Origin of the sequence: Streptomyces davaonensis JCM 4913 (genome assembly GCF_000349325.1) — a bacterium.
In the GTDB taxonomy this organism is placed as follows: Bacteria; Actinomycetota; Actinomycetes; order Streptomycetales; family Streptomycetaceae; genus Streptomyces; species Streptomyces davaonensis.
In genome coordinates this window covers 5,324,596-5,341,366 of record NC_020504.1, presented here as the reverse complement: position 1 = coordinate 5,341,366, position 16,771 = coordinate 5,324,596, and the positions used below count along the sequence as shown (strand labels likewise).

19 protein-coding genes are annotated in these 16,771 nt (G+C 70.5%); 8 read left to right on the top strand and 11 right to left on the bottom strand.

The window, feature by feature from the left end; genetic code table 11:
* Positions 1–96 precede the first annotated feature (96 nt).
* From BN159_RS23655 to BN159_RS23635, 6 genes are all read left to right on the top strand, one after another.
* Complete coding sequence (locus tag BN159_RS23655; RefSeq protein WP_015659516.1) at positions 97–876, top strand: response regulator transcription factor; 780 nt, start codon at positions 97–99, stop codon at positions 874–876.
* An 84-nt stretch (positions 877–960) separates the two neighbouring features.
* Entirely contained in the window at positions 961–1,983 is a 1,023-nt protein-coding gene (locus BN159_RS23650) for a LacI family DNA-binding transcriptional regulator (protein ID WP_086016449.1), read from the top strand.
* A gap of 93 nt (positions 1,984–2,076) precedes the next feature.
* Complete coding sequence (locus BN159_RS23645; RefSeq protein WP_015659514.1) at positions 2,077–3,075, top strand: S1C family serine protease; 999 nt, start codon at positions 2,077–2,079, stop codon at positions 3,073–3,075.
* 19 nt (positions 3,076–3,094) lie between these two features.
* Positions 3,095–3,265, top strand: coding sequence for a hypothetical protein (locus tag BN159_RS46250; protein ID WP_015659513.1), 171 nt, complete (start codon positions 3,095–3,097; stop codon positions 3,263–3,265).
* Positions 3,266–3,367: 102 nt separating this feature from the next.
* Positions 3,368–4,102 carry a response regulator transcription factor gene (locus BN159_RS23640; RefSeq protein WP_015659512.1) on the top strand — a complete coding sequence of 245 codons (735 nt, stop codon included), beginning with the start codon at positions 3,368–3,370 and terminating at the stop codon, positions 4,100–4,102.
* Positions 4,099–5,535, top strand: coding sequence for a HAMP domain-containing sensor histidine kinase (locus tag BN159_RS23635; protein WP_015659511.1), 1,437 nt, complete (start codon positions 4,099–4,101; stop codon positions 5,533–5,535). Before BN159_RS23640 ends, BN159_RS23635 begins: the two co-directional genes overlap by 4 nt.
* A 112-nt stretch (positions 5,536–5,647) precedes the next feature.
* Here the strand turns inward: BN159_RS23635 and BN159_RS23630 are convergent, their stop codons facing one another.
* The 4 genes from BN159_RS23630 to BN159_RS23615 all read right to left on the bottom strand — a co-directional run bounded on the left by BN159_RS23630 (position 5,648) and on the right by BN159_RS23615 (position 7,438).
* Complete coding sequence (locus BN159_RS23630) at positions 5,648–6,013, bottom strand: hypothetical protein (protein ID WP_015659510.1); 366 nt, start codon at positions 6,011–6,013, stop codon at positions 5,648–5,650.
* Positions 6,010–6,360: a DUF6247 family protein gene (locus BN159_RS23625; RefSeq protein WP_015659509.1), complete on the bottom strand. Its 351-nt coding sequence runs from the start codon at positions 6,358–6,360 to the stop codon at positions 6,010–6,012. The genes BN159_RS23630 and BN159_RS23625 overlap by 4 nt, the downstream gene beginning before the upstream one ends.
* A gap of 182 nt (positions 6,361–6,542) precedes the next feature.
* Positions 6,543–6,833, bottom strand: coding sequence for a Scr1 family TA system antitoxin-like transcriptional regulator (locus BN159_RS46435; protein WP_078598864.1), 291 nt, complete (start codon positions 6,831–6,833; stop codon positions 6,543–6,545).
* Complete coding sequence (locus BN159_RS23615; protein WP_063608154.1) at positions 6,830–7,438, bottom strand: pentapeptide repeat-containing protein; 609 nt, start codon at positions 7,436–7,438, stop codon at positions 6,830–6,832. Before BN159_RS23615 ends, BN159_RS46435 begins: the two co-directional genes overlap by 4 nt.
* A 70-nt stretch (positions 7,439–7,508) precedes the next feature.
* Between BN159_RS23615 and BN159_RS23610 the strand changes: the two genes are divergently transcribed.
* Positions 7,509–8,075, top strand: coding sequence for an SMI1/KNR4 family protein (locus BN159_RS23610; RefSeq protein WP_015659506.1), 567 nt, complete (start codon positions 7,509–7,511; stop codon positions 8,073–8,075).
* A 41-nt stretch (positions 8,076–8,116) separates the two neighbouring features.
* Here BN159_RS23610 and BN159_RS23605 read toward each other — a convergent pair whose 3' ends face one another.
* Together BN159_RS23605 and BN159_RS23600 are read right to left on the bottom strand one after the other, a co-directional pair.
* Positions 8,117–9,313 (bottom strand): LmeA family phospholipid-binding protein, encoded by a 1,197-nt coding sequence (locus BN159_RS23605; RefSeq protein WP_015659505.1) that lies wholly within the window; start codon positions 9,311–9,313, stop codon positions 8,117–8,119.
* Positions 9,314–9,371: 58 nt separating this feature from the next.
* A complete protein-coding gene (locus BN159_RS23600; protein ID WP_015659504.1) occupies positions 9,372–11,186 on the bottom strand; it encodes a bifunctional metallophosphatase/5'-nucleotidase in 1,815 nt (604 codons plus the stop codon).
* 198 nt (positions 11,187–11,384) lie between these two features.
* On the opposite strand from BN159_RS23600, the gene mshD reads away from it, so the two are divergent.
* Entirely contained in the window at positions 11,385–12,311 is a 927-nt protein-coding gene (mshD, locus tag BN159_RS23595) for a mycothiol synthase (RefSeq protein WP_015659503.1), read from the top strand.
* Between the two features lie 74 nt (positions 12,312–12,385).
* On the opposite strand, the gene BN159_RS23590 is transcribed toward mshD, so the two are convergent.
* The 5 genes from BN159_RS23590 to BN159_RS23570 are packed head-to-tail and all read right to left on the bottom strand — an operon-like array spanning position 12,386 to position 16,719.
* The gene (locus BN159_RS23590; RefSeq protein ID WP_231905646.1) at positions 12,386–12,997 is read right to left on the bottom strand and encodes an ABC transporter; all 612 of its coding nucleotides are present in this window, start codon (positions 12,995–12,997) and stop codon (positions 12,386–12,388) included.
* Complete coding sequence (locus BN159_RS23585) at positions 12,994–14,511, bottom strand: hypothetical protein (RefSeq protein WP_015659501.1); 1,518 nt, start codon at positions 14,509–14,511, stop codon at positions 12,994–12,996. The genes BN159_RS23590 and BN159_RS23585 overlap by 4 nt, the downstream gene beginning before the upstream one ends.
* Entirely contained in the window at positions 14,508–15,368 is an 861-nt protein-coding gene (locus BN159_RS23580) for an ABC transporter ATP-binding protein (RefSeq protein WP_015659500.1), read from the bottom strand. Before BN159_RS23580 ends, BN159_RS23585 begins: the two co-directional genes overlap by 4 nt.
* On the bottom strand, positions 15,365–16,180 hold the full coding sequence (locus tag BN159_RS23575) for a hypothetical protein (RefSeq protein WP_015659499.1): 816 nt from the start codon (positions 16,178–16,180) through the stop codon (positions 15,365–15,367). Before BN159_RS23575 ends, BN159_RS23580 begins: the two co-directional genes overlap by 4 nt.
* Positions 16,177–16,719 carry an RNA polymerase sigma factor gene (locus BN159_RS23570; protein WP_041819719.1) on the bottom strand — a complete coding sequence of 181 codons (543 nt, stop codon included), beginning with the start codon at positions 16,717–16,719 and terminating at the stop codon, positions 16,177–16,179. The genes BN159_RS23575 and BN159_RS23570 overlap by 4 nt, the downstream gene beginning before the upstream one ends.
* Between the last annotated feature and the right edge of the window lie 52 nt (positions 16,720–16,771).

Sequence of the window (16,771 nt, the reverse complement as noted above, 5' to 3'; positions counted from 1 at the left end):
GACGCGGGAAACCGCAGGTGTACGGGGCCCCGGGATCGCAGAGCCAATCCGCTGTGCTGCAAACGTCCTCGCAGGGACCGAGGAGGAACCAGACGTATGAGTTCTCTGCTGCTCCTGACCAATGCCCTTCAGCCGTCGACGGAGGTGCTCCCGGCCCTCGGCCTGCTTCTGCACAATGTGCGCGTGGCCCCCGCCGAAGGCCCGGCCCTCGTCGACACCCCGGGCGCCGACGTCATCCTGATCGACGGCCGCCGTGACCTCCCCCAGGTGCGCAGCCTGTGCCAGCTGCTGCGCTCCACCGGACCCGGCTGTCCACTGATCCTGGTCGTCACCGAGGGCGGTCTCGCCGCCGTCACCGCCGACTGGGGCATCGACGACGTACTGCTCGACACCGCCGGTCCCGCCGAGGTCGAGGCGCGACTGCGGCTGGCCATGGGCAGGCAGCAGATCGTCAACGACGACTCCCCGATGGAGATCCGCAACGGCGACCTCTCCGTCGACGAGGCCACCTACAGCGCCAAGCTCAAGGGCCGGGTCCTCGACCTCACCTTCAAGGAGTTCGAGCTCCTCAAATACCTCGCCCAGCACCCGGGCCGCGTCTTCACCCGCGCCCAGCTGCTCCAGGAGGTCTGGGGCTACGACTACTTCGGCGGCACCCGGACGGTCGACGTCCACGTACGGCGGCTGCGCGCCAAGCTCGGCCCCGAGCACGAGTCGCTGATCGGCACCGTCCGGAACGTGGGTTATCGATTCGTTACGCCCGAGAAGGGCGACCGCGCGGCCGAGGAGGCGCGGGCCGCCGCGGACCGGCAAAAGGCGGCGGATACGGACGAGACGGCGGTCCTGGACGGCGTCGAGGTCAGCGCGGATGCCTGACCCGCTCGGACCGCGCTCGGGCGGGGCACAGGCGAGCGCCTTCACGCCCTGCCCAGAGCGGATCCATCCGCGTAGACTCCGCGCGTGGCCAAGGTAACCAGGGATGATGTGGCGCGGCTGGCAGGGACCTCCACTGCCGTCGTCAGCTATGTCATCAACAACGGACCCCGGCCGGTCGCCCCGGCCACGCGCGAGCGTGTCCTCGCCGCGATCAAGGAGCTGGGGTACCGGCCCGACCGGGTCGCCCAGGCCATGGCCTCGCGCCGGACGGATCTCATAGGCCTGATCATCCCGGACGCGCGCCAGCCCTTCTTCGGGGAGATGGCGCACGCGGTCGAACAGGCCGCCTCCGAGCGCGGAAAGATGGTCCTGGTCGGCAACACCGACTACGTCGGCGAGCGCGAGGTCCACTATCTCCGGGCCTTCCTGGGCATGCGGGTCTCCGGGCTGATCCTGGTCAGCCACGCGCTGAACGACCTGGCCGCGGCGGAGATCGACGCGTGGGACGCACGGGTCGTGCTGCTGCACGAGCGTCCCGAGGCGATCGACGACGTCGCCGTCGTCACGGACGACCTCGGCGGCGCCCAGCTCGCCGTGCGGCACCTGCTGGAGCACGGCTACGAGTACGTCGCCTGTATGGGCGGTACGGCCGAGACCCCCTCCGTCGGCGACCCGGTCTCCGACCACGTCGAGGGCTGGAAGCGCGCCCTGGAGGAAGCGGGGATCTCGGCCGAGGGGCGGCTGTTCGAGGCGCCCTACAACCGGTACGACGCCTACCGGATAGCGCTGGACCTCCTCGCCGGTCCCGACCGGCCGCCGGCGATCTTCTGCTCCACGGACGACCAGGCGCTGGGTGTGCTGCGGGCGGCGCGGGAGCTGCGCATCGAGGTACCGGGCGAGCTGGCCGTCGCCGGGTTCGACGACATCAAGGAAGCGGCGCTGGCGGATCCGCCGCTGACCACGATCGCGAGCGACAGGTCGGCCATGGCTCGGGCGGCTGTGGATCTGGTGCTGGACGACGGCCTGCGCGTGGCCGGGTCCCGGCGGGAGCGGCTGAAGGTGTTCCCGTCACAGTTGGTCGTACGGCGGTCCTGCGGCTGCGAGTAAGCCCACGCCTGGTGTCTTTACATCGGGCATACGAGGTTCTGTCGGGCTTCTCAGGGAGCGCTCAGGGAGCTCTCATGGTCGGGCGACAAGCTCATGGACATGACCGAGAGCTTCCGCCGTGACGGCGAGTACGAGCAGTACGAGAACACGTACGTGAACCCGGAGTGGCCGCCTCCGCCGGCCCACCAGCCCGCTGCCGCTCCCGCTCCTGTCTCCGAAGCTCCGCGCAAGAAGCGGAACCGGGGCCCCGTCGCCCTGCTGGCCGCCGTCGCGCTCGTCGCCGCGGCCGTGGGCGGCGGTACCGCCTACGCCGTACAGGAGCTGACCGGCAGCGACACCGTCGCCGCGAGCACCACCACCAGCGTGCTGCCCACCAGCAAGAAGGGCGACATCGCGGCCATCGCCGAGACGGTCAGCCCGAGCATCGTGGAGATCAGCGCCACCTCGAACTCCGGTGAGTCCACCGGCTCCGGCGTGATCATCACCGGTGACGGCGAGATCATCACCAACAACCACGTCATCTCCGGCGCCTCCTCGATCAAGGTGACGACCAGCGACGGCAAGGAGTACACCGCCCAGGTCGTCGGCACCGACAGCAGCAAGGACCTCGCGCTGATCAAGCTGGAGGACGCCTCCGGCCTGACCGCGGCGAACCTCGGCGACTCCGACAACGTGCAGGTCGGCGACACCGTCGTGGCGATCGGTTCGCCCGAGGGCCTGACCGGCACCGTGACCAGCGGCATCGTCTCGGCGCTCGACCGCGATGTCACCGTCTCCACCGGCGAGGGCCAGCAGCAGCAACAGCAGGGCGGCGGCGGGTGGCCGTTCGAGTTCGGCGGCCAGGAGTTCAACGGCGACACCGGCTCGTCCACGACGACGTACAAGGCGATCCAGACGGACGCGTCCCTGAACCCGGGCAACTCCGGCGGCGCGCTGATCGACATGAACGGCAACATCATCGGCATCAACTCCGCGATGTACTCGTCGGCTTCGTCCTCCTCCGACGCGGGCAGCGTCGGCCTCGGGTTCGCCATCCCGGTCAACACCGTCAAGTCCGACCTCGCGAAGCTGCGGGCGGGCGAGCAGAGCTGATCCTTTCCAGGAGGACGTCATGATCAAGCAGGTCTCCCGCACGGTGGCCGACACCGACCCGGCGAGCTTCGCGCTGGCTCTCGAGGTGGCGTACGAACTGCACGCCCCCGCCGCTCGCGCCCCGGAACTGGCCACCGGCCGGACGACGGCCCGCCGCCGCGCCCGCGGTCGTACGACGGCCCGCGCCTGACCCACTTCTCACCACTTCTCACTTCTCAACGCACCTGCCGCCGGCATGCGAGGCTGAAAGCGTTGACGAACCGTCCCTCCGCACCCGAGGAACCCGAAGCCCATGAGCCCCGCCGATGGCGACCGTGAACCCCAGCGCATCCTGATCGTCGACGACGAGCCCGCGGTGCGTGAAGCACTTCAGCGCAGCCTCGCCTTCGAGGGGTACGGCACGGAGGTCGCCGTCGACGGCGCGGACGCGCTGGAGAAGGCCGCGGCCTACCGCCCCGACCTCGTCGTCCTCGACATCCAGATGCCCCGCATGGACGGCCTGACCGCCGCGCGCCGCATCCGCGGGGCGGGCGACACGACGCCGATCCTGATGCTGACGGCCCGTGACACGGTGGGTGACCGGGTCACGGGGCTGGACGCCGGGGCCGACGACTACCTGGTGAAGCCCTTCGAACTCGACGAGCTGTTCGCCCGCGTCCGTGCGCTGCTGCGGCGCAGCTCATACGCGGCTTCCAATGCCGCCGCGGTGGAGGAGGACGAGGCGCTGACCTTCGCCGACCTCCGCATGGACCTGGCGACGCGGGAGGTGACGCGGGGCGGGCGGGCCGTGGAGCTGACCCGCACGGAGTTCACGCTGCTGGAGATGTTCCTCGCGCACCCGCGCCAGGTACTGACCCGCGAACAGATCCTGAAGGCGGTCTGGGGCTTCGACTTCGAGCCGTCGTCGAACTCGCTGGACGTGTACGTCATGTACCTCCGCCGCAAGACGGAGGCGGGCGGCGAGCCCCGACTCGTCCACACGGTCCGCGGCGTCGGCTATGTCCTCCGACAGGGCGGCGCGGAGTGAGCAAGCTGTTCCGCCGGTTCCGCGCGCTGCCGATCCGGTCGCGGCTGGCGTTGCTGGTGGCGGCGGCGGTGGCGTTCGCGGTGGCGGCGGTTTCGGTGACTTGTTGGTTCATTGTGCAGGGGAAGCTGTATGAGCAGGTCGACGAGGACCTCACGAAGGCATCGATGCGGATGCCCGGGCAGCTTCAGAACGCCCTCGACAACTGCACCGAGACTCCGTACGGCAACAGCATCTTCCGGAACTACTCCCAGGTGGTCCAGGAGAACGGCACCATCTGCCTCCTCGACGGCTCGGTGGAGACGGTGAAGGTCACGGACTCCGACAAGGAAAAGATCGAGGGCGCGGACACCGACAGGATCTACTTCCGCAACGGCACCACCGGGGACGGCACCGACGTACGCGTGCTGACCCGGCCGCTCGGCGCCACAGCCACCAGGACCGGTGAAGCCGGACCGAAGGTCGGACTCGTCGTCGCCGCACCCCTGAAGAGCACCCAGGACACCCTCAACGACCTTGCCCTCATCCTCCTCCTCGTCTCCGGCGTAGGAGTGATCGGCGCCGGAGCTGCCGGCCTCGCAGTCGCCCGCGCCGGCCTGCGCCCCGTCGACAAGCTCACCGAAGCCGTGGAACACGTGGCGCGCACCGAGGACTTGAGCGTCCGTATCCCCGTGGAGGAGGACGCCGAGGACGAAGTCGCCCGCCTCTCCCGCTCCTTCAACTCGATGACGTCGTCCCTGGCCAGCTCCCGCGAACTCCAGCAACAGCTCATCGCGGACGCCGGCCACGAGCTCCGCACCCCCCTCACCTCCCTCCGCACCAACATCGAACTCCTCACCCGCAGCGAGGAGACCGGCCGCCCCCTCCCCGAGGCGGACCGAAAGGCGCTGCTCGCGTCGGTGAAGGCGCAGATGACCGAACTGGCCGCCCTGATAGGCGACTTGCAGGAACTGTCCCGCTCGGAGGGGCAACGAGGTGAACGCGTCCAGGTGGTCTCACTCGAAGAAACCGTCGAGGCCGCCCTCCGCCGCGCCCGCCTCCGCGGACGGGAACTGACGATCACGGCCGACCTCCAGCCCTGGTACGTCCGCGCGGAACCGACCGCCCTGGAGCGTGCCGTGGTCAACATCCTCGACAACGCGGTGAAGTTCAGCCCCGAGGGCGGCACGATCGAGGTCGCCCTGGCCGACGGCGTCCTCACCGTCCGCGACCACGGCCCAGGCATCCCCACCGAGGAACTCCCCCACGTGTTCGACCGCTTCTGGCGTTCCCCGAGCGCCCGCGCCCTCCCCGGCTCGGGCCTCGGCCTGTCCATCGTGGCCCGTACGGTCCAACAGGCGGGCGGCGCGGTATCGCTGGCCCCCGCCGAGGGAGGCGGCACGGTGGCGACCGTACGCCTGCCGGGGGCCCCGACGCCCCCGCCGGAGGTGCCGTAGCCCCACGGGTGTGGGAGCGGGTTCCGCAAGCAGCGACCGCCCACAACCGACCGTCCCCCAGGCGGTGGTGCAGGGCGCGGCCGAGCATGAGATCCGGGGCGGCGGAGCAGTTTTAGGCTTCCTCGTCCTGTGTGGGCTCCAGATCATGCGCAGGTCCTTGCCAGAAGATTTCCTCCACCACGATCTGCGGATCCTCGGTTCTGCGGACGAAGGTGTACTTCAACCAGCCGTTTCCCGCATCGAAAAAGCAGACGTGGCGGCCCTTCGGGTCAGTGGACCGGACCGGCACGACCCACATGCCCTCGGCGAGTCCGGCATCAACATCGATGCCACGGAAATACGGATCTTTCGCAGTGACCGGCTCAGCACGCGCTGCGAGGGCGACCTCACGAACACGCTCGGGCAGCGCCTCGAAGACAGCGAGAGCGTCGATCCGCCAGTCCGCCTGCCAGGGCGGCCCCATGAACCCATCAGTCACTCGCCGGGCTCCAGCGCACTCACCCTGTGATGAATCTTCGCCGCCTCTTCGAGAAGGGCTTTGGCCTCGGCACTGTCAGTGCACTCGTACGCGGCCCGGTGTTCAAGATCGCGAACGTGCGCATCCAGCTCGGGGTCGCGGGCGAGGGCATACTCACCCCACCAGAAGGCCATGAACGCAGGCACCGGCCCGAGGTCATAGGTGTCGGCAATCGCTCGCTTCCAGTGCGCGTCGAAGTCGGGAAGGAGCTTGGGCGCATGCTCGGCAATGGCCTCACGCAGCGCCTTCGGGGTCCGCTCGGGCATGGGAGGGACGACGGGGTCGGGATCCGCAGCGTGGGCAGCCATGATCGATGTCCTCCTTCGACGCCTCGTGTCTACGACCATATCCGCGCTCACCGTCCCGGCGCGGACTGTCCGCGCATCGACGCCGCGGAGGGAACTGTCGTTGCGATCTCTGCCATGGGATCACCGTGGCCGGAGCAGGCGACCGCCCGTCCCGGTTTTCTGCCCGCTTCGCCCAAAGGCGTCTACCAGCGCGCGGCCTTCGCCGCGAGCGCCGCTGCGGGGTAGTAGGCGTCCTCAGGGGTGGTCATCGTGGTCGGAGACGTCAGGATCCGGTCGGCGACCTCGACGCAGTCGGTCGCTCCCCGTTCCGACGCCTCCAACAGATGGGCCAACTGGTCGGCCCACACCTTCGCGTCCGGGACCGGCCTCCGCAGCGCCCCTTCGCCCAGGATCATGCGAGCACTCGGCGCCGGTTCGCGGCGCAGCACCTCCGCGACTGCTCCTGGCAGCCGAGCCGTTCTAGACGCAGTCATGCTCGGGAGCCTGGGCTGAGGACGCGGACGTTCGCCCCGCGGCTGTTCAGCCAACGCTCCAGCTCTGGTCCGCCGAGCCCACGCCGTACGCCTGCCCCCTCGACGACCGCTGGGCCGAAGAGGGTGCCGGAGAGTCCTCGTACGGCTGTGTGCTCGTCGAGTACGGCGGCGTTCAAGGACGTCTCCCGTACGGACGCGTCGGTGAGGTCGGCGCCTTCCAGTCTGGCGTCGAGCAACGAAGCGCCGTTGAGGCTCGCCTCGCGGAAACACGCAGAACGGGCGTCGACTCCGTAGAGGCTTGCGCGTCCGAGGTTCGCTCCGTCCAGCGTGGCGCCGCGCAGGCATGCCTCGTCGAGCTCGGCCTTGACCAGCATGGCCTTGGAGAGGTCAGCGTCATCAAGCACCGCAAATTCCAAGCGCGCCCGATAGAGGTCCGTACCGACGAGCCTGGCCCTCCGGAGAGCGGTCTCCACGAGCAGCGCCATGGCCAGGTCCGCACCCGACAGATCCGCCCCGGACAGGTCGAGCGCCGACGCGTCCAGGAGCGCGTCCGTCTGCTCGGCCCACTCCTGGAGAACGGCAGCCGCTTCCCCGTCGGACGGCATCGTTCGGATGATTCGCCCGACGTCATGGGTGCCGGACAAGTCGATCCCTCCACGGTGGTATCCATGCCGCATGAACCTCGATCACGCTGACCCTGCTGAACTGGCCGCGCTTCGTGCCGCGTTCGATGTCGATGACGGGGGCGAGTCGGCTCTCGGCTGGGAGGCGGTGCGTGCTTTTGAGGCGGCGCACGGGATCGTTCTGCCCGAGCCGTACCGGACCTTCGTCGCCGAGATAACGGACGGTTCCTACTCCGGGCCGCCCGAGTACGGACTGCTGTCCGTGGCGGAGCTGCCCAGCGACTGGGACGGTGACGTCGAGGAACGCGTCCTCAACGAACCGTTCCCGCTCACCGCGGCATGGCTGTGGGAGGAGGATCCGGATGCGGCCGCAGATGCCGCTGTCGACGACCGGCTTGAGCAGGTCTACAACCATGGGTCGATCGTGCTCGGTACCGACGGGTGCGCGATGTACTGGCACCTCGTCGTCACCGGGCCTCATCGCGGGCACGTCTGGCTGATCAGCGACGTCGGTGCCGCCCCCTTCGGTCAGCGGTTCGGGTACACCACCGCCGAGCCCGGCTTCGCGGGCTGGGTTCGGCACTGGGCGGCGAACAAGCCCTGGCATGACGCGGCGTGACTCCTCCAAGGCCGTCATATCGCCCTGCCTTGCCCTCACGGTCACGGGAACTCCAGACCCGCCCCGGACAGACGCACCCTGATCCCGGTCTCCTCCACCCGTACGTCCGTCAGGCTCAGTTCGCCCCGTGGTGGCTTCGGCAGGCGGAAGGCCAGGGACAGGCGGTCGGTCAGGGCCGGGCGGGTCAGTGACGGCAATGCCTTCAGCAGCCCCGGGTCCAGGCCCAGGCGCTTCAGGACCTCTGGGTGGTCCAGGGCCAGGTCCAGGAGGTTCACGCCCATCGCCTGGCGTACGAAGCTTGGCGTTCCCGTCAGCTTCGACAGTTCCGCGTCCGAGCGCAATGCCTGGCGGACGGCCGGCTCCGGTACGCCCAACCTGCGCACCACCGACGGTACCGACAGCAGTGCTTTCGCCTTGCTCGTCTGCTTCGACAGCAGCGTGGCCGAGGTTCGGGTCAGGTGCAGGCCCTGGGAGGGGCGAGTGCCGGGGCGGTATGTGGCCAACTCGCCGATGTCCAGGCGTATTCCGCCGATCTCGGTGCTCAGGCCGCCTCCGGTGCCGTCGCGGTCCATACGGACCTCGGCGCGCAGCCGTAGATCGTGGCCGGCGACCGGGAGGGTGCCGCGGGCCAGGATGCGGTTCCGGCCGTGCGCGGTGAACTTCATCCGGGAGGCGCCCAGTTCGCGGTTCAGGTCGGCGAAGGAGAGCAGGACGTCGCCGTCCATCTCGGGGATGCGGAAGCCGCGTAATGAGGTCGGGCCGTCGGCGGTGAGACGTACATCCTTCGCTGTCGCCGTCACCTTCGCCAGGGAGACCTGGTCGGCCGCCACGTCAGGGACCGTGATGCGGACCGACTCCAGTTGCTCGCCCGCCAGTTGGGTGAGGAACGGGAAGCCGCCTATGTCCACCTCGGGAGCGGCCGTCAGGTTCATTCGGTCCTTGAGCGCGTCCGCTGCCCGGTGCTCGGCGTAGAGCAGGGCCCAGCGGTCCGCCAGAGTGAGGAAGGCGGTGACGGCCAAGAGGCCGATCACCGCCTTCGTCGCGAACGGCAGAGCCGCGAGGCGGCCGCGGCGGCGTCGACGACGTCCGCCGCGGCGGTGGTTGGGCGGGGCCCAATCGTCCTCGTCGTCCTCGTCGTCCTCCGACTCGAAGGCACGGACGCCGAGTTTGTCGAGCTCCGCCAACTCCTCATACGGGTCGATTGCGGGATGCGTCACTGTGTGGTGGGGGGTACGCATCGATCCATACGATCATGCGCACCGACCCCACCCGCAACCTCAACCGCCCCTTTGCGACTCAGCTCACGATCGTGATCCGGTTCGCCGCCGGCGGCGCGATCGGGTTCGTGGCCGAGGAGTTGGCCGTCAGGTACTGCTCCAGCGCCGACAGGTCGTCCGCGCCGACGAGGTCGTTCGTGCCCTGGCCCAGCGTGGTGAAGCCGTCGCCGCCGCCCGCGAGGAAGCTGTTCGTCGCGACACGGTAGGTGGCCGCCGGGTCGATCGCGGCGCCGTTCAGGAGGATGGAGTCCGTGACGACACGGTCCGCGCCCGTCTTCGTCATGTCCAGCGTGTACGTCAGACCCGCCGACGGCTGAAGGATCTTCGGCGCGCTCGCGTTCGAGCCGCTGACCTGCTCCTTCAGCACCTGGATGAGCTGGGCGCCGGTGAAGTCCTGGAGGTTGACCGTGTTGGAGAACGGCTGGACCGTGAAGCCCTCGGCGTAGGTGACGACACCGTCGCCCTCACTGCCCTTGGCCGCGTACGTCAGACCGGCCCGCACACCGCCCGGGTTCATCAGCGCCAGGTCGGTCTCGGGGTCGAGCTGCTTGCCGTGGGCCAGCTGCGCGTCGGCGATCAGGTCACCCATGGGCGACTCGGTGCCGGTGCTCGGGACATCGGCGGAGATGTAGCCGATCGCGCGGTTGCCGATGGGCGCCGCGAGGGTGTTCCACTTGGTGATCAGCTCGGTCATGTCGGTCGCCTTGGCGACGTCCCGGGTGACCACGTGGTTCGCCGACTTCACGGCCGTACGGGCGATGTCACCCGTCCAACGGTCGTACGTCAGCGTGGTGTCCGTGTACAGGCGGCCGAAGGACGCGGCCGAGGTGACCGTGCGCGGCTTGCCCGCCGGGTCGTTGATCGTGCAGGCGTAGGCCGCGTGCGTGTGGCCCGTGACCAGCGCGTCGACCTGCGGGGTGATGTTCTTGGCGATGTCGACGATCGGGCCGGAGATGCCGTCACCGGCGCCCGGCGCGTCGCAGTTGTAGTTGTACGACTGCGAGGCCGGGGCCCCGCCCTCGTGGATCAGCGCGACGATCGACTTCACGCCCTGGCGCTGGAGCTCCCGGGCGTACTTGTTGATCGTCTCGACCTCGTCCTTGAACTTCAGGCCCTTGACGCCCTCGGCGGAGACGACACCCGGGGTGTCCTCCAGCGTGACGCCGATGAAGCCGATCCGGACGCCGTTCTTCTTCCACACCGTGTACGGCTTGAGGATCGGCTTGCCGGTCTTCTCGTTCAGCACGTTAGCCGCGAGGTAGGGGAAGTCCGCGCCCTGGAACTCCTCGCCCTCGACGTAGCAGCCGTCCTTCTCGTGGCAGCCGCCGTACTGAAGGCGCTTCAGCTCCGCCGGGCCCTCGTCGAACTCGTGGTTGCCGACGCTGGTGACGTCCAGGTCGAGCTTGTTCAGCGCGTCGATGGTGGGCTCGTCGTGGAAGAGGCCCGAGATCAGCGGCGAGGCGCCGACCATGTCACCGCCGGCCGCGGTGATGGAGTACTTGTTGCCCTCACGGGCCTGGCGCAGGTGGGTGGCGAGGTACTCGACACCGCCCGCGTTGATGGTCTGGGTGGTGCCGTCCTCGTTGAGGTGGGTGACCCGGCCGGAGGAACCGGACGGCGGCTCCAGGTTGCCGTGCAGGTCGTTGAAGGACAGCAGCTGGACGTCCTGGTAGCGGCTGTAGCTGCCGCCCTTGCGGTCGCCCTCGTCCGCGCTCGCCGTCGCCGGCAGCGCGGCGGCCAGGGCGCCGACGGTGGTCAGGCCCGCGGCGGCGGTGAGGATGAGCTGTGTCCGGCGTCTGCGGCGGTGCTGCGGCTGCTGGGACATGGCTGGCATACGCCCCCCTTTATTGCGTCTTATGAGTCGTATGACCCGTATGAGTCGTATGGAGCAGAGGAGAAGTCATGAGAGGGCAGTGAATGCCCAGGGGCGCAGCCTAGAGTCAACGCGCGTAGCGCGGAAGGTGGTTCCGGGTTACATCCTGGTTTACCTTTTGCCGCCGGTCCGGCCTGCCCTCGGCTTACCCTCGTACGCATGACCAGCGACGACACCGCACGGCCCGGCGGGGCCCGCGCCATCGAGACCCATTCCGCACTCGCCCCCGACCAGACCGAGGCCGTGCTCGCACTGCTCGCCGAGGCCGCCCGCGCCGACGGCCAGCAGGCGGTGTCCGAACAGGGACGGCTCCAGCTGCGCGGCGGTGAGCGCGAGGGTGTCTCGCATCTGCTGCTCACCGTGGGCGACGAACTCGTCGGCTACGCCCAGCTGGAGGACACCGACCCGGTGGAGGCCCCGGCCGCCGAACTGGTCGTGCACCCCGCGCACCGCGGTCACGGGCACGGGCGGGCGCTCGGCGCGGCCCTGCTGGCCGCCTCCGGCAAGCGGCTGCGGGTCTGGGCGCACGGCGGGCACTCCGCCGCCCGGCATCTGGCGCAGGTGCTGGGTCTTACGCTCTTCCGCGAACTGCGGCAGATGCGGCGGCCGTTGGCGGACCTGGATCTCTCCGAGCCGGGGCTGCCGGGGGATGTCACGGTCCGTACGTTCGTGCCGGGGCAGGACGACGCGGCGTGGCTCGACGTGAACGCCGCGGCGTTTGCTCATCATCCCGAGCAGGGGTCCCTCACCCAGCGCGATCTCGACGACCGGAAGGCCGAGCCGTGGTTCGATCCGGCGGGGTTCTTCCTCGCCGAGCGGGCGGGCGAGCTGGTCGGCTTCCATTGGACCAAGGTGCACGCCGAGGAGGGTCTCGGTGAGGTGTACGTCCTCGGCGTGCGGCCCGGTGCGCAGGGGGGTGGGCTGGGGAAGGCCCTTACCGCGGTGGGGCTTCGGCATCTGGCGGATCAGGGGTTGCCTACCGCGATGTTGTATGTCGATGCCGATAACAAGGCTGCGGTGTCCGTGTATGAGCGGATGGGGTTCGTTACGTATGAGACGGATTTGATGTACCGCACGGAGACGTGATTGGTCGGGGGCGGGTGCGTGGGGGCTGGTCGCGCCCACGCGGCGGAGCCGCATTTCGGCACAGCCCCGCGCCCCTAAGTACGTGCGGGTTCCCGCGTGGAGATCAGCCACCCCCCTACAGCTGCCCCCAACAGCACCCCCCACCTGCCATGGGCCGCGTCCCATCCTGGATCCCCCACTGCGACAAGCAGCTCCCAGTCGTCAGGCAGCAACAGCGCCGCCAGTACCGCCACCGTCAACAACCCCGCCGCCACGCTCACCCCGGGCTCCGGCTCCTGTGACCGTCGGATCCACGCCGCCGACCCCGCCAGCGCGAGCGCGCACGCGGCGCCCGCCTCCAGGGTGGTCGCGCCCACCGGGGGACGGAGTTCGGCAGGGATGAGCAGGACCGTTGCCGTCCACCACAGGGCGGCGATCGGGGCGACCAAGGCCAGTCGCAAAGACTGTCGGACGAAACGGGGTACCGGCACGGTGGCCGTCGTGTGGCGAGCCGGGTCGTCCAGGAGGAAGGCCAGGCCCAGGGCGAAGGCCAGGGCCGCGGTGCGCAGGGTGTTGAGGGCCAGCCAGGGGTCGAAGTTCTCGGGGTAGAGGCGGGCCATCCCGGCGAGCAGCAGTCCTGCGGCCGACCCGGCGCCGAGTGACGGCCAGGGCAGCGTGCGCCAGACCGGGCGGAGCAGCTCGGTCACTCCTCGCACCCGTCCTTCTCGGTGATGTCCTTGACCCCGAGCAGTTCGGCGGCCTTGGCGGTGGTCACACCGGGGGCCGTCAGCTCGGTCCAGTGCTGCTTCACCTGGGCCGCGACCTCGTCCTTCGGGCGGGTCAACAGCTCGCGTACGACATCGGTCTGGCCCGCCGACATGGACAGCGGTTCCGTCGGGGACAGGACGATCGCGGAGCCCGTGATGCTGTCGTCGAGGCGGACCTTGCGCAGCTCGTCCATCGGTTCGTCCTGCCAGCCCAGGGACAGCCACATCACGGTGACCACGCGTCCGTCGCACAGCTCGCCGGCTGCCCGCTCGGTCCCGGTCACCAGTACCGCGGCGACGGCCGAGGAGAACTCGGGGACCCGGGGTCCGCCCCACTTGGTACCGACGGTCACCTCGTGGGCGGTGCCGGAGGGCTCGACGAAGCCGTCGCTGGAGAGGCCGTAGCGGGCCTCGATCCGCTGGCGGACGAGGAGCGGCTGGTCGTGCGCGCTGCCGCCGGCGAGCTCCGAGACCTCGTCCACCACCTGCGCCCAGGTCCCGACCCGCGGCTCCCACTCCGGGAAGGCGCAGTACGTCGAGCGGCCGCGCTGCACGCAGTCCTGTTCGGGGTCGACCGTGGCCTTCTCCCGGGCGGCGGTCAGGGAGGCCGGTTCGCCGCCGGACTGGGCGACCGCGCCGGTCAGGGTCAGGGCCATCGCCCCGCCGAGGGCGGCGTAGAGGGTCCTGATGCGGAGTCCGCCGCCGGCCAGTACCGCGAGGACGCCGGCGGTCAGGCCGAGGCCCAGCAGGTACAGCGCGTGCCAGGCGGCCGGGCGGCCCAGCAGGTCGGAGGGGAGCGTGTCGTAGCTGCTCTCGCCGACCACGGGGGTCAGCCAGCGGGTCCCGGACTCGGGGTCGCCGGGGGCGACTCCGAGGACGAGGAAGAAGAGGAAGAACACGACCAGCAGCGGGCCCACGAAGGCCGACTTCAGCAGCCGGGCCAGGAGCACCCCGAGCGCGCCGAACAGCAGCACGGTCAGCGGTCCGACGAGCAGTTCACCGGGCGAGCCGTGCCCGACGGCGCCGGGCCTGAGCGCCTCCCAGCCGAACTGGGCGGCCACGCAAACCGCGGTCAGCAGCGCCGCGGGCACCACGGAGAGCACATGGGCGAGGGAGCGGCGCCAGGTGCTGACCACCAGCACGCCGAAGTGCCGTTCGGTGTCCCGGCGCCGGGAGCGCAGCACGGCCAGGTTCACGCTCAGCAGCACCGCGAGCCCGACCAGCAGGGGCGTGCTCTGGGTGGCGCGGTCGGCGTCCTGGAGCGCGGGGAAACCGCCGAAGGAGTCGCGGGCGTTCCACACGATCCAGGCGATGTAGACCGCGAAGGCGGCCAGGACCGGGATCGACAGCAGCAGACGGCGCGACTCGAAGCGGGCGAGGGCGAACACGGCCGCCCAGGAGTCGCGGGGTCGGGCGGACACGGCGACGGGCATCGGCTGGACGAGGGTGGTCATGCCGTCACCGCCAGACCGTAGCCGTCGAGGGTGAGCAGGTAGCCGTCCTCCAGGGTGGGTTCGAGGAGGTCGGCGCCGGGCGGCGGATCCCCTACGTTGCGGAAGGTCCCGGCGCCGGTGCGCCAGCCCGCCTTGGCGTGCGGGGCGCGTTCGGCGCTGCTCCACACCCGGCCGGCGGCCTGGGCGGTGAGCTCGGCGGGGGTGCCGTCGAAGTGGATGCGGCCGCCCGCCATCACCAGGACGCGGTGGCAGAGCATCGCCACGTCCTCGGTCTGGTGCGTGGACAGCAGTACCGTCCGGCCCTCGCCCGCGCGGGCGATCAACTCCCGGAACCGCATGCGCTGTTCGGGGTCGAGCCCGACGGTCGGCTCGTCGAGGACCACGAACCCGGGGTCCCCGACCAGGGCGGCGGCGAGCGCGACCCGCTGCCGCATACCGCCGGACAACTTCTTGATCTTCCGGCCGCGTACGTCGCCCAGGTCGACCTCGTCGAGCACCCGGCGCACCTCGCGGTGGCGGGCGGCGCGCTGGGTGAGCTCCTTCAGGATGCCCACGTAGTCGACGAACTCGAAGGCGGTGAAGTCGGGGTGGAAGCCGGGCGTCTGCGGCAGATAGCCGAGGCGGCGCCGGACCTCCTGGCGTCCGCGCGCGGTGCTGGGGTCGTGCCCGAGCACGGTGAAGGATCCGCGCTGGGCGGGCACGGCGGTGGCGAGCACCCGCAACAGGGTGGTCTTCCCCGCGCCGTTGGGCCCGAGCAGCCCGGTCACGCCCGGCGTCAGCGACAGCGACACCTCGTCCAGGGCGCGGGTGCCGCCGTAGTGGAGGCTGAGCCCGGAGGCGGAGACGGTGGAGGTCATACGGCGCTCCTGTGGAACACGTCGAATCGGTCACGTACGAGGTAGAGAAGGCCGACGGCGAGGGCGGCGACCGCGGCGGCGGCGCCCTGTCCGGCGGCGGTGAAGGGGGCCAGCGGCCCGCCGTCCGCGGCCTGGTCGGCGGCGGCGATCACCGCGAGCCACGCCCCGCCGACCAGGGACGGCGCGAGGACCGGCCCGAAGCGGGGGGTCAGCGCGAGTCCGGTGGCGGTGAGGGCCAGCGCGGGCAGCAGCCAGGTCAGGGCGCGCAGGCCGTAGGAGGGAAGGGCGAGTGTCGCCAGGCCGTTGAGGGCGAGCCCGGCGGTGAGCACGGCGACGGTACGGATCATCAGCAGCCGGAACCCGTGCACGGGCGAGACGACCGCCATCTCGTACGTCGGGTCCAGCGCGGGTCCGTAGCTGAGCGCGACCCCGGCCAGCGGCAGCAGCGGTGCCAGGGCCAGGAACAGGGTCGGTGAACCGGCCGTGTGCACCACGCCCACCGTCGTCACCAGCAGGAACACCACCGACGCCAGCCAGGATCGGCGCAGCACGGGGGTGGCCGCGAGCAGCCGTGCGGTGTGGTCGGCGACCCCGAGCCGCAGCAGCAGCCCCTCGAACAGGCCCGGCCTGGGCGCGTCGAGTTCGGCGTCGAGGCGCTCCCAGCCGAGGTCGACGGGATCGCTGACCTCGGCGAGGGCCGCCCGGCACCGCGCGCAGGCGGCGAGATGGCTGTCGGCGGACCACAGCAGGGGCGCGGCCAGTTCGGCGCGCGCGTAGGCCCGCAGGTCCTCCTCGGATACGTGCCAGGTCATGCCAGCGCCTCCCGCAGTTGCTTACGGGCCCGCATCGCCCGTGTCTTGACGGTCCCGGGCGGAATCCCCAGGAGCACGGCCGCCTCCCGGGTGGTCAACCCGTCGACGACCGTGGCCTGGAGCACCGCGCGCAGCTCCGGCGACAGCCGGACCAGGGCGCCCGCCAGGTCCCCGTGCTCCACCCCCGCGAGCACGCGGTCCTCGGCGGACACCTCGTCCCGGTGCCGCAGTCGCGCCAGTGCCTGCCGCAGCCGGCCGCGCGCCCCGTCGCCGCGCAACGCGTCGACCAGCCGCCGCGACCCGATCCGCCACAGCCACCCGGCCACGTCCCCGTCCTGGCGGTACCGGGCGGTCCCCCGCCACACCGCGAGGAACGTCTCCTGTACGACGTCGTCGACGATCCCGGGGTCGGCACAGCGGCTGCGCAGCCGTGCCGTCAGCCAGGGCGCGAACCGGCGGTACAGCTCCTCGAAGGCGCGCCGGTCCCCGTCCGCGCCGACAGCGCGCAACAGGTCTCCGTCGCTTCTCGTTTCGCTCACGTCACCTCATCGGACGAGCCCGGCTGATCGGTTCACGGAGGTTCACGGAATC

Coding starts and splice junctions, on each gene's coding strand:
- mshD (WP_015659503.1), top strand. CDS start 11,385: ATGACCAGCGACGACACCGCACGGCCCGGCGGGGCCCGCGCCATCGAG.
- BN159_RS23600 (WP_015659504.1), bottom strand. CDS start 11,186: ATGCCAGCCATGTCCCAGCAGCCGCAGCACCGCCGCAGACGCCGGACA.
- BN159_RS23615 (WP_063608154.1), bottom strand. CDS start 7,438: ATGCCGTCCGACGGGGAAGCGGCTGCCGTTCTCCAGGAGTGGGCCGAG.
- BN159_RS23575 (WP_015659499.1), bottom strand. CDS start 16,180: ATGACCTGGCACGTATCCGAGGAGGACCTGCGGGCCTACGCGCGCGCC.
- BN159_RS23580 (WP_015659500.1), bottom strand. CDS start 15,368: ATGACCTCCACCGTCTCCGCCTCCGGGCTCAGCCTCCACTACGGCGGC.
- BN159_RS23610 (WP_015659506.1), top strand. CDS start 7,509: ATGAACCTCGATCACGCTGACCCTGCTGAACTGGCCGCGCTTCGTGCC.
- BN159_RS46435 (WP_078598864.1), bottom strand. CDS start 6,833: ATGACTGCGTCTAGAACGGCTCGGCTGCCAGGAGCAGTCGCGGAGGTG.
- BN159_RS23585 (WP_015659501.1), bottom strand. CDS start 14,511: ATGACCACCCTCGTCCAGCCGATGCCCGTCGCCGTGTCCGCCCGACCC.
- BN159_RS23625 (WP_015659509.1), bottom strand. CDS start 6,360: ATGGCTGCCCACGCTGCGGATCCCGACCCCGTCGTCCCTCCCATGCCC.
- BN159_RS23640 (WP_015659512.1), top strand. CDS start 3,368: ATGAGCCCCGCCGATGGCGACCGTGAACCCCAGCGCATCCTGATCGTC.
- BN159_RS23645 (WP_015659514.1), top strand. CDS start 2,077: ATGGACATGACCGAGAGCTTCCGCCGTGACGGCGAGTACGAGCAGTAC.
- BN159_RS23605 (WP_015659505.1), bottom strand. CDS start 9,313: ATGCGTACCCCCCACCACACAGTGACGCATCCCGCAATCGACCCGTAT.
- BN159_RS46250 (WP_015659513.1), top strand. CDS start 3,095: ATGATCAAGCAGGTCTCCCGCACGGTGGCCGACACCGACCCGGCGAGC.
- BN159_RS23655 (WP_015659516.1), top strand. CDS start 97: ATGAGTTCTCTGCTGCTCCTGACCAATGCCCTTCAGCCGTCGACGGAG.